The organism is Faecalibacterium sp. An77 (genome assembly GCF_002161315.1).
GTDB lineage: Bacteria > Bacillota > Clostridia > Oscillospirales > Ruminococcaceae > Faecalibacterium.
This window is the reverse complement of the sequence record NZ_NFHK01000035.1, coordinates 16,334-27,118: the sequence shown is the minus strand read 5'-3', so window position 1 is coordinate 27,118 and position 10,785 is coordinate 16,334. Positions and strand designations below refer to the sequence as shown.

Annotated in this window: 12 protein-coding genes; all 12 read left to right on the top strand. The window is 64.6% G+C overall.

The window, feature by feature from the left end; genetic code table 11:
* The coding region (locus B5G28_RS10710) for an SDR family oxidoreductase (protein WP_144265519.1) at nucleotides 1–237 on the top strand (237 nt) is incomplete at its 5' end.
* A 271-nt stretch (nucleotides 238–508) separates the two neighbouring features.
* A complete protein-coding gene (locus B5G28_RS10705; RefSeq protein ID WP_087248640.1) occupies nucleotides 509–1,615 on the top strand; it encodes an aldo/keto reductase in 1,107 nt (368 codons plus the stop codon).
* A gap of 384 nt (nucleotides 1,616–1,999) precedes the next feature.
* Nucleotides 2,000–3,181, top strand: a complete 1,182-nt coding sequence (locus B5G28_RS10700; protein ID WP_087248638.1) for a site-specific integrase — start codon at nucleotides 2,000–2,002, stop codon at nucleotides 3,179–3,181.
* Between the two features lie 106 nt (nucleotides 3,182–3,287).
* Complete coding sequence (locus B5G28_RS14725; RefSeq protein ID WP_158099617.1) at nucleotides 3,288–4,019, top strand: CpsB/CapC family capsule biosynthesis tyrosine phosphatase; 732 nt, start codon at nucleotides 3,288–3,290, stop codon at nucleotides 4,017–4,019.
* The gene (locus B5G28_RS14720) at nucleotides 4,016–5,029 is read left to right on the top strand and encodes an LCP family protein (protein ID WP_158099616.1); all 1,014 of its coding nucleotides are present in this window, start codon (nucleotides 4,016–4,018) and stop codon (nucleotides 5,027–5,029) included. Before B5G28_RS14725 ends, B5G28_RS14720 begins: the two co-directional genes overlap by 4 nt.
* A 22-nt stretch (nucleotides 5,030–5,051) precedes the next feature.
* Nucleotides 5,052–5,819 carry a Wzz/FepE/Etk N-terminal domain-containing protein gene (locus B5G28_RS10690; RefSeq protein ID WP_087248635.1) on the top strand — a complete coding sequence of 256 codons (768 nt, stop codon included), beginning with the start codon at nucleotides 5,052–5,054 and terminating at the stop codon, nucleotides 5,817–5,819.
* Nucleotides 5,816–6,556: a CpsD/CapB family tyrosine-protein kinase gene (locus B5G28_RS10685; protein WP_158099615.1), complete on the top strand. Its 741-nt coding sequence runs from the start codon at nucleotides 5,816–5,818 to the stop codon at nucleotides 6,554–6,556. The genes B5G28_RS10690 and B5G28_RS10685 overlap by 4 nt, the downstream gene beginning before the upstream one ends.
* Before the next feature lie 3 nt (nucleotides 6,557–6,559).
* The gene (locus B5G28_RS10680; protein WP_087248631.1) at nucleotides 6,560–7,288 is read left to right on the top strand and encodes a hypothetical protein; all 729 of its coding nucleotides are present in this window, start codon (nucleotides 6,560–6,562) and stop codon (nucleotides 7,286–7,288) included.
* A 207-nt stretch (nucleotides 7,289–7,495) separates the two neighbouring features.
* Nucleotides 7,496–8,161, top strand: coding sequence for a sugar transferase (locus B5G28_RS10675; protein WP_087248629.1), 666 nt, complete (start codon nucleotides 7,496–7,498; stop codon nucleotides 8,159–8,161).
* A 13-nt stretch (nucleotides 8,162–8,174) separates the two neighbouring features.
* Nucleotides 8,175–9,248 carry a glycosyltransferase gene (locus tag B5G28_RS10670; protein WP_087248627.1) on the top strand — a complete coding sequence of 358 codons (1,074 nt, stop codon included), beginning with the start codon at nucleotides 8,175–8,177 and terminating at the stop codon, nucleotides 9,246–9,248.
* A gap of 22 nt (nucleotides 9,249–9,270) precedes the next feature.
* Nucleotides 9,271–10,098: a 6-hydroxymethylpterin diphosphokinase MptE-like protein gene (locus tag B5G28_RS10665; RefSeq protein ID WP_087248625.1), complete on the top strand. Its 828-nt coding sequence runs from the start codon at nucleotides 9,271–9,273 to the stop codon at nucleotides 10,096–10,098.
* Between the two features lie 17 nt (nucleotides 10,099–10,115).
* Nucleotides 10,116–10,784 carry an acylneuraminate cytidylyltransferase family protein gene (locus B5G28_RS10660; RefSeq protein WP_087248623.1) on the top strand — a complete coding sequence of 223 codons (669 nt, stop codon included), beginning with the start codon at nucleotides 10,116–10,118 and terminating at the stop codon, nucleotides 10,782–10,784.
* Nucleotide 10,785: the final 1 nt, after the last annotated feature.

Here is a 10,785-nt window from a genome sequence, read left to right as displayed (position 1 = left end):
CCCGGCTACATCGCCACTCCGCAGACCGCACCTCTGCGTGAGATCCAGCCCGACGGCAGCCGTCATCCCTTCGACCAGTTCATCATCGCCAAGACTCCGGCCGGCCGCTGGGGCGAGGCTGAGGACCTGGGCGGACCTGCTGTCTTCCTGGCTTCGGATGCTTCCAACTTCATCAACGGCCACATCCTGTATGTGGACGGCGGCATCCTGGCCTACATCGGCAAGCAGCCCCAGTAATAAGCTATTCTCTCCCATTCACATAAAAGCGCCGGGCCCTGGTTTTCGGGGCCCGGCCCTTTTTTGCACCCTTGAATGAAAGTTACAGCGCCCGCGCAGGCGGGTGCTGGTCTGAAAAGCTTTTTGCCAGGCTTTTTCTCGAAAAAGCCGAAAAAGGTCTCGCCGCGCATTTTGCCCCAACCCATTTCCATCCCGGGGCCGGTGTGTTATACTGATGCCAGAAAGCCCGCGGCCGGCCTGGCCCGGCGGGGCAATGGAAAGGATGAGACAGATGAACACAGCGGCAAACCATGCGCCTCTGGGGTTTGGCCTGATGCGCCTGCCCAAGGTGGGCGAGGAAATCGACGTGGCCCAGACCAGCCGGATGGTGGACGCCTTCCTGGCGGCGGGTTTTACCTACTTTGACACCGCTTATGTCTACCCGGGCAGCGAGGAAGCCACCCGGAAAGCCCTGGTGGAGCGCCATCCCCGGGACAGCTACACCCTGGCCACCAAGCTGAACGCCCGGGTAGCAAAGGACGCGGCAGACGCCCGCAGCGAGCTGGAACAGAGCCTGGAGCGCACCGGCGCAGGATACTTTGACTACTACCTGCTCCACGCCCTGCAGGACTCCAACGCCAAAAAATACGACGCCTGGGGTCTGTGGGACTTTGTGAAGGAGGAAAAGGCCAGAGGCCGCATCCGGCACTATGGGTTCTCCTTCCACGGTACCCCCGCCCTGCTGGACAAGCTGCTCACCGAACATCCGGATGTGGATTTCGTTCAGCTTCAGATCAACTATGCCGACTGGGATAACCCCGAGGTCACCTCGGGGGAAAACTACCGGATTGCCCGGGCCCACGGCAAACAGATCGTCATCATGGAGCCGGTGAAGGGCGGCGCTCTGGCCGACCCGCCCCAGGAGATCAAGGACCTGTTTGACCAGACCCGGCCCGGCATGTCCTATGCGTCCTGGGCGCTGCGGTTTGCCGCCAGCCTGGACGGCGTTCTGGCGGTGCTGTCGGGCATGTCCAACCTGGCCCAGATGGAGGACAACCTGGCCACCTTCACCCAGTTTGGGCCGGTGGACCAGGCTGAGCGGGACGCGGTGGCCCGGGCCCAGCAGATTCTGGCCCATTCGGCTGCCATTCCCTGCACCGGCTGCGGCTACTGCGTGGACGGCTGCCCCCGCCAGATCTTTATTCCCAAGGTCTTTGCCGCCGCCAACAAGGAGCTGGCCCGCAACGAGCCCGACCAGGCCCGGGAGGCCTACGCCCGGGCGGTGGAAGGCCGGGGCAAGGCGTCGGACTGCATCGGCTGCGGCCAGTGCGAAGGGGCCTGCCCCCAGCACCTGCCGGTGATCGAGTGGCTGCGCAAGTGCGCTGAAATTCTGGAGTAACTTTTTCGATAGCGAGAGCTGTTCCCCTGTCTGCGAAAGCAGATGGGGGAGCAGCTTTTTTGTTTGCGGAAAAAACGGTTTTCAGGGGTCCGGTATGTAGGAGGGCAGGGGCGGGGCATACTGTAGCCGGGCGGGAAAGAAAAAGATCCTCCATCTGGAAAATGGAGGATCCACGCTCAAAGCCGGGCCAATTGCCCTGCTATTCTATCATGCCGGCCGGGCGGTTGCAATAGGAAGGAATACGGTAAACTTGGCTGGATTTTCCATTTAGGGACATGAATTTTCCTGTGCTGGACAATCTGCCGCAAAAACCGCCGCCGTGCCGCCGGCAAATTGTGCTTTCTGTGCAGGGGCGCGCAGCCCAGACCGAAGGAGGGTCCTGAAATGGCAAAACATGGCGAAAACATCCGCAGACGAAAGGACGGCCGCTGGGAGGGCCGGTATATCAAAGCCCGCACCCCCGACCGGAAAGCCGTTTGGGGGTCGGTGTACGGCTCCAGCTACGCCGAAGTCCGGCAGGAACTGATCCGCCGAAAGGCCGAGTGCGGGCTGTATCAGCTGTCGGGGCGGCGGATGCGGTTTGGACAGCTGGCCTGGCAGTGGCTGGCTTCCATTGGATGCGGGGTCAAGGAGTCCACCCTGGCCCACTACCGCTACACCCTACAGCGCTATCTGCTGCCGGTCTTTGGAGAGGCGGAACTGCTGTCCCTGGACGAGCAGGCCCTGGAACAGGGGATGCTGCGGGTGCTGGACCCGGCGGACGGCAGCCACCGGCCTCTGGGGTCCTCCTCGGCCCGGGAATGTCTGGTGATGCTGCGCCGCATCTGCAAATATGCGGCCCATCTGCGGCTGATCCGCCCCATGGAAATTTGCGTCAAGCTGCCCCAGGCCCAGACCCGGGCCGCCGAGCCCCTTTCCGGCTCGGAACAGGCCCGGGTGCGGGAATTTGTGCTGGAACGCCCCACTCCACGCAGGGTGGGGCTGCTGCTCCAGATGGAGCTGGGCCTGCGGATTGGGGAGGTCTGCGGGCTGCAGTGGGGGGACTTTGATCTGGAAGCCGGCCTTTTGACGGTGCGCCGGACGGTGAGCCGGATTTACGGCCCCGACGGGCACACCCGGCTGGTGATCCAGACCCCCAAAACCCGCAGCTCGGGCCGGGAAATCCCCATCCCCCGCAGCCTGCTGCCCCTGCTGGCCGGGCTGGGCCGGGAGGCCGGGGCCGACAGCTGGTTTTTGTCGGGGAATACCGGCCGGCCGGTGGAGCCCCGGTGCTACCGCAAGAGCATCCAGGGTTATCTGCGGCGGGCGGCGGTGCGAAAGGTTCACCCCCACCTGCTGCGGCATACCTTTGCCACCACCTGCCTGCAGGCGGGATGCGACATCAAGACCCTCAGTGAGATTCTGGGCCACACCGACGCCAACATCACCCTGAAACGCTATGTGCACTCCAATCTGGGCCGGATGCGGCGGGAGATGAACCGGATTTTTTCGCTGCCCGGCCGGAGCCAAAAGGGGTCCATAAAGGGCAGGCCAAACGAAAAAAGCCCGGCGGCAGCCGGACTTTGAGGCGGTGAGCTTTCATTTTCCAGATGGAAGATCCTTTCCGGCCCCCGCCGGAGGCGGAAAAGCCGGGAGTACAGGCCCAGTATACCAGAGGAAAGGAGGGGCTGCAATGGATACGGAAAAGCTGGCGGACATCCACTGTCATGTTCTGCCCGGCATGGACGACGGCAGCCCCGACACGGCGGTCTCGCTGGGGATGCTGCGCCGTCAGGCGGAACAGGGCATCGGCACCGTATGCTGTACCTCCCACTATTACGCCAGCCGGGAGAAGATCGACGCCTTCTGCCGGCGGCGGGAGGAGGCCCTGAACAGCCTGCGGCCGGTCCTCACCCGGGACCTGCCCCGGCTTCTGCCGGCGGCAGAGACGGCATTTTTCTCGGGGATCAGCGAATGCCCCGACCTGGACCGCCTCTGCATCCAGGGCACCTGCACCCTTTTGCTGGAAATGCCCTTCTCCATCTGGAACGACTTTCAGGTGGAGGAGGTGGCGGCTCTGGTGCTGGACCGGGGCTTTCGGGTGGTGCTGGCTCACCCCGAGCGGTTCTGCGGGTTCAAGGGCAACCGGGAACGCATCCGCCAGCTGGAACAGCTGCCGGTGGCTTTGCAGGTGAATGCCGGGGCGCTTTTGTCCTGGCGGACCCGCCGTCTGGCGGTGGAACTGCTGCGGGAGGCCCGGTTCCCTCTGATGGCCAGCGACTGCCACAATCTCACCCACCGGGTGCCAAATCTCCAGGAAGGAAGAAGGACAGCCGCCCAGAAACTGGGGGCGGGCTTTTTGACCCGGCTGGACCGGAACGCGGAAACCCTGCTCCAGCCGGCTGTCTGTGCTGCAAATCCATGAAAGATTACCGTGACCGCCGGGTCAGCCGGCGGGACTTTTGCAGGGCGGCGGGAGCGGCCGCCCTGGCTCTGGCTGCTCTTGGCTGCGGGGGCTATGCCCTCCAGCGCTGGGACCAGGCGGACGCCGCCGCCCCGGCCGGGGGCACCGGCAGCGACCACCGCACCCCCGTCTATCTGGAAGAAATGACGGTGGAGGACCGCACCTACCGCCAGAAAAAGAATGTGGAGAGCTATCTGTTTCTGGGCATCGACGTGATGGGCAAGGCAGTGGGCACCCAGAGCTATGTTGCGGGCGGCCAGGCCGACGCCCAGATTCTGCTGGTGCTGGACCACGATGCCCGCACCTGGCAGATGCTTCAGATCAACCGGGACAGCATGGTGGAGGTGCCGGTGCTGAGCATGATGGGCACCGTGCCCTATACCATCCGCCAGCAGATCGCCCTGGCCCACGCCTACGGCAACGGCCGGGAACAGAGCTGCGAGAACAACGTCCGGGCAGTGTCCATGCTGCTGGGGGACCAGCCCATTGACGGGTATGTGTCCCTCACCATGGGGGGCGTGGGGGTGCTGGTGGATATGGTGGGCGGGGTGACCCTGACGGTCACCTCGGACCTGTCGGCGGTGGACCCCACCCTGGTGGAGGGCCAGACCCTCACCCTCAACGGGGAACAGGCCCTGGAATACGTCCACACCCGCCAGAACGTGGACGACCAGACCAATCTGGCCCGCATGGAGCGTCAGCGCCAGTTTCTCCGGGCCTTTGAGGAGAAGGCACGCCAGATGGACCCCTCCTTTGTGGTGGAGGCCTACGAGGAGGCGGCCGACTATATCATCACCGATATTCCCAGCGGACGGGCGGCCCAGATTGCCGGCCGCCTGCAGCAGTATGCCCAGCTGCCGGTACTGACCATCGACGGCGAAAACACGGTGGAGGACGGATACTGGGCCTACTATCTGGACGAGGACAGCCTGCAAAAGACCATTTTGCAGCTGTTTTATCAGGAAATCTGAGATTCAGGAGACATTGCGCGTTATGGAACATCACGAAGCCCTCAACGAAGCCCCGGCGGCATGGGGCGCTCCCCGGGAGGAAATCGACCTGGTGGAGCTGTTCTATCTGCTGTGGGGGCACATCTGGGTGATTCTGGGCTGTCTGGCCGCCGGCGCGGCCGCCGCCCTGGTCATCACCCGGTTTTTCATCACCCCGCTGTACGAAGCCACCTCCAGTTTGTACATTGTGTCCGCCTCCAACAACTCGGTGGTCAACCTCACCGACCTGCAGATCGGCTCCCAGCTGACGGCGGACTATCAGGAACTGATGCGCAGCCGCCCCTTGCTGGAGGACGTCATCGACCGTCTGGACCTGGAGGGGATGACCACCCGGGACCTGGAGGAGATGATCCGCATCACCAACGCCTCCGACACCCGCATCCTCAAGATCGCCGTCTCCAGCCCCGACCCCCAGCAGGCCGCCTCCATCGCCAATGAGCTGGTGTCCCTGGCCCGGGTGTACCTGCCCCAGATCATGGAGACCCAGGAGCCCAACCTGGTGGAGGAGGCCATCGTCCCCACCCAAAAGGCCAGCCCCAGCTACCTGTACAACCTGCTGCTGGGCGGGGTGCTGGGCGCTGTGCTGTGCTGCGGGGTGCTGCTGGGCCGTCACCTGCTGAACGATACCTTTGTGACCCCCGACGACATGGCCCGTCACTTTGGGGTGCAGCCGCTGGCCACCATCCCCGAGTCGGAGCCCGGGGAAGCCGGAGCCAAGCGGAGATGGTTCCGACGAAAGGAAGCGATATGAAAGAGCTGAAAATCCATTCCATGCCCGAACTGCCCTTTGCGGCGGCCGAGGCCCTCAACCAGCTGCGGATCAATCTGGGCTTTTGCGGCGACGGGATTCGCACCGTCATGATGACCAGCAGCGTCCCCAACGAGGGCAAGAGCTTTCTGACCATCCAGCTGTGGCGGCAGATGGCCCTGGTGGGGACGCCGGTGCTCCTCATCGACTGCGACTTCCGCAACTCGGAAATGCGCCGCAAGTACGGCATCCGCAGCGCCAGCCAGGAAAAACTCCTCAGCGCCGCCCACTATCTGGCGGGCAAAGCGGAGATCCAGGATGTGATCTACAAGACCAATATTCCCAATGCTTATATGATCCCGGTGGCGTCCACCATCGCCAACCCCACCATCCTGCTGGAAAGCCCTCAGTTTGCCCGGATGGTGGAGTACTGCGCCCAGCGATTTGCCTACATACTGATTGACACGCCGCCCCTGTGCAGCGTGGCGGACGGCTTGAACATCGCCCGCCACTGCGACGGCAGCGTCCTGGTGGTGCGCAGCGGCAGCACCCCCCGCAAGCTGGTGGAGCACTCGGCCCAGCTGCTCAAACGGACCGAGACTCCCCTGTTGGGGATGGTTCTCAACCGGGCCGACACCGGCAGCCGGGCCAGCGCCTACTACCAGCGTTATTACGGTAGCAGTGACTACGGCTACGGCCGGGGTCATTCGCACAATAAATCACCCAATGGAGGTACGTAAATCATGAACAACAAGTTGGTCCGAAATCTGGCCAGCGCATCGGTGGCGGCAGCCATTGCCGTGGCCATGAGCAGCCAGGTGCTGGCGGTGGAGTGGTATCCCAGCCGCACCCAGAGCGAGGTGGGGGTCACCCAGCCTTCCGTCTCCACCAGCACCGGCACGTCCATCACCGTCTCCTCGAAGCCGTCCATCGACCCGGCCACCGGCGCGGCGGTGCAGGTGGAGTCCTCGCAGGATGTCATCATCCAGGTGACCCCGGTGTCGGCCACCCTGGCCGCCAACGCCGCCCTGAACGCCACCGGCCTGTCGGCACAGCAGCTGTCGGGACAGGCCACCTCCAGCGGCCTGTCCTACGCCGCCAACGGCCAGCTGAACAGCCTGTATCAGAAGGTCACCGAGGCGGAGTCGGTCAGCGGCCTGCTGGCCGCCACGGCCCCTGCGGCAGCGGCTGCCTTTGAGTCCACGGTGGGCGCTTCGGCCGACAGCTACAGCCCCATCGCCCTGTATGACATTGCCGCCTCGCTGGGCGCTGCCAATGCCATCGCCCAGGGCGGCAGCGTGGATGTGGCCATCGCTGTGCCCGGCGTCACCGACGGCACCCAGATGGTGGCCATCTGCTGGGATCGCGCCGGCAACTCCCGCATTGTGCCGGTCCGCGTGTCGGGCGGCGCCGTCTATCTGTCCGTTACCACCTCCGGCCCGGTCATGCTGATGGCCCGCGCCCAGGCTTGATGTTGAGGGCGGCGCCCCGGGGCGCGGTCAGCCGGCCCTGAGGCACTGTCCCGATGAAAAGGACATCGAAGGCTGCTTTCTCACCGCGGACGGCGCGGGGGAGGGCAGCCTTCTTCCTTTTGCAGGATTTTGCCAGATTCGGCAGAGAAAGGAAAAGGGGGGAGTGCTGTGACACCCAGGACAGACAAAGAATTTTCCGCGCAGAGGATGCCGGCCCCGCCGCCCGGCGGCCGCTGGCTGGACCGGCGCCAGGTGCTGGACAGCAAGCGCCGGTATTGGATGGGGCGCCGGACCCAGGATGTGATTTTATCGGCGGGGGCCCTGGCGGTGCTGTGGCCCCTGATGGGGGCGGTGGCTCTGGTGATTTGGCTGGACAGCCCGGGAGCCAGCCCCATTTTTGTCCAGGACCGGGTGGGCCGGGACGGAAGGATTTTCCGGTTTTACAAGTTCCGGTCCATGGTGCCGGGGGCCGAGGCCCGGCTGAACGAGGTACTGGACCAGAACGAGATGGACGGCCCGGTCTTTAAGATACGGGACGACCCCCGCATCACCCGGGTGGGGCGGTTTCTGCGGCGGACCGGCCTGGACGAGCTGCCCCAGCTGGTGAACGTCCTGAAAAGCGACATGAGCCTTGTGGGGCCCCGGCCTGCCCTGCCCCGGGAGGCGGCCCAGTACACCGACTATGAGCGCCAGCGCCTCTATGTGACCCCCGGGCTCACCTGCTACTGGCAGATTGCTCCCCACCGCAACCAACTCAGCTTTGCCCAGTGGGTGGAGCTGGACCTCCAATACATACAGGAGCGGAGCTTTTGCCAGGACTGGAAGATTCTCTTCCGCACCGTGGGCGCGGTGCTGCGGATGTACGGCGCCTGAAAGGAGAAATACCATGCAGAAAAAACTTCTCTGGGTCGTGGAGGCCATGGGCGGCGGCGTCTTTACCTATGTGGTGGAGCTGGCCAACCGGCTGGCGGAGGTATACGACCTCTATCTCGCCTATGGGCTGCGGCCCGAGACCCCGCCCGACTTCCGGGCGCGGTTTGACCGGCGGATTCATCTGGTGGAGGTGGAGAGCTTTTGCCGGGAGATCCGCCCCGCCCGGGACCTGGAAGCCCTGCGGGAGCTGCGGCGCCTGGCCCGAGTCATTCGGCCCGACCTGATCCACCTCCACAGCAGCAAGGCCGGGGCCCTGGGCCGCCTGGCCTGGAGCGGAAAGAAAACCCCGCTCTTTTACACCCCCCACGGCTACAGCTTTTTGATGGAGGACTGCAGCCCCCTCAGGCGGGAACTCTACCGCACCATCGAGGCAGTCTGCGCCCGGCGGCGGTGCACCACCATCAGCTGCGGGGCGGGGGAACACCGGGAGAGCCTCCGGCTGACCCGGCGGTCGGCCTGGGTCCCCAACGGCATCGATGTGGAGGAGCTGCACCACATGATGAATCAGGTCCAGCCCTCCGCCCGGGCCGGCCGGCCCTTCACCGTCTATACCCTGGGCCGCATCTGCACCCAGAAGGGCCCCGAACGGTTTGAGGCAATCGCCCGGGCCATGCCCGACCTGCGGTTTGTCTGGGTGGGGGATGGGGAGCTGCGGGACCGCCTCACCGCTCCCAACATTGAAGTCACCGGTTGGGTGGGCCGGGAAGAAGCCCTCCGCCGGGCCATGGAGGGGGATGTGTTTCTCCTCACCTCCCGATGGGAGGGGCTACCCATGAGCCTGCTGGAATCCATGTATCTGGAGAAAACCTGCGTGGTCAGCGACGCCGCCGGCGGGGACGTCATCCGCACCGGGGAAAACGGCTTTGTCTGCCGTGAGGTGGAGGACTATGTCCGGGCCATCCGGCAGGCTCAGCAGCGCCGGACCGGCCCGCTGATCCAGCAGGCCCGGCGGGAAATTCTGGAGACCTACAACGCCCAGTCCATGGCCCGGGCCTACCAGAAGATTTACGAGAAGTGCACCGGCTGAACCGCCGGGGAAGGAGGCAGCCATGAGGGAGCAGACCCTGCTGCAAAAAGCCAAACAAAACCCCCTTCTGGACGCCGCCGCCCGGGTGGCGGCCTGGCCGGTGCTGGCGGCCCAATACCGGCAGGCCCAGCGGCAGGCGGACGCCCGCCGCGCCGGAGCTCACGACCCACGGTACGAATGGATATTGAAACAGCGGGGCCGCTTTGCAGGGCAGCGGTGCTTTGTGGTGGCCACCGGCCCCAGCCTCACCATGGAGGATCTGGACCGCATCCGGGGGGAGTACAGTTTCAGCATGAATTCCTGTCTGCTGGCCTGGGAGAACACCGCCTGGCGGCCGGATGTCTACATGATACAGGACCGGTATGTCTACCAGAAGCTGGCGCCCCTGCTGGCCGGGGACGCGGGCAGCCAGCTGCCCGAAATTTGGGTCAGCGGGCAGATTGCAGCGGCTTACCCGGTGCCGGAGCGGTTCCGGGCGTTTCCCCTCCATGAGCTGGACCACAAGATGTTCCACTGGAAGGGCTGGGGGGAGTTTCGCTTTTCGGAGGACTGCTACAGCTGCGTCTGCGACGGCTATTCGGTGACCTTCTCGGCTTTGCAGATGGCCTGCTATATGGGCTTTCGGGAGATTTACCTGCTGGGGTGCGACTGCAACTATAACCAGCCCAAAAGCCATTTTCTGCCCTACGGCTACCATGACCCCAAGGCCGCCGTCATGGGGGATAAAATGCTGCAGGCCCACGCCGCCTTCCGGCGGTTCGCCCAGGCCCGGGGCGTCCGGGTCGTCAACTGTACCCGGGGCGGGATGCTGGAGGTGTATCCCCGCGTCCCCCTGGAGGAAATCGTCTGAAAGGAGAACCTTTGCCTATGACCACCGTTGCCGTTGTCCCCATCAAGCGGAACAACCGCCGCCTTCCCCATAAAAACACCAGGCCCTTCACCGGGGGCAAACCCCTGTGCTGGTATGTCCTGTCCACCCTGCTGACCCTGCCTGAGCTGGACCGGGTCTACGTCTATTGCAGCGACCCGGACATCCAGACCTTTCTGCCGCCGGGGGTGGAGTTTCTGCGCCGGTCTCCCGACCTGGACCGGGATACCGCCAGCATGACCCAGGTTCTGGCCGCCTTTGCCCGGGATGTGGAGGCCGGCTGCTACCTGATGACCCACGCCACCGCCCCATTCATCGGGGCGGCATCCCTCCGCAGAGGGCTGGAAGCCGTCCGCAGCGGGGAATATGACTCGGCCTTTGCGGCCCGGAAAGTCCAGGACTTCCTGTGGAAGGACGGCCGGCCCTGGAACTATGACCCCGCCTGCATCCCCCGCACCCAGGACCTGCCGCCCCTCTATCAGGAGACCAGCGGCTTTTACATCTACACCCGGGAGGTTATCACCCAGATGGGCCGCCGGGTGGGCCAGCGGCCTTATCTGGTGGAAGTAAGCCAGATCGAGGCGGTGGACATCGATGAGGCGGAGGATTTCCGCATCGCCGACGCCCTCTACCGCTGCGGCTATCTGCCGGGACAGGGGGTGGAGTGAG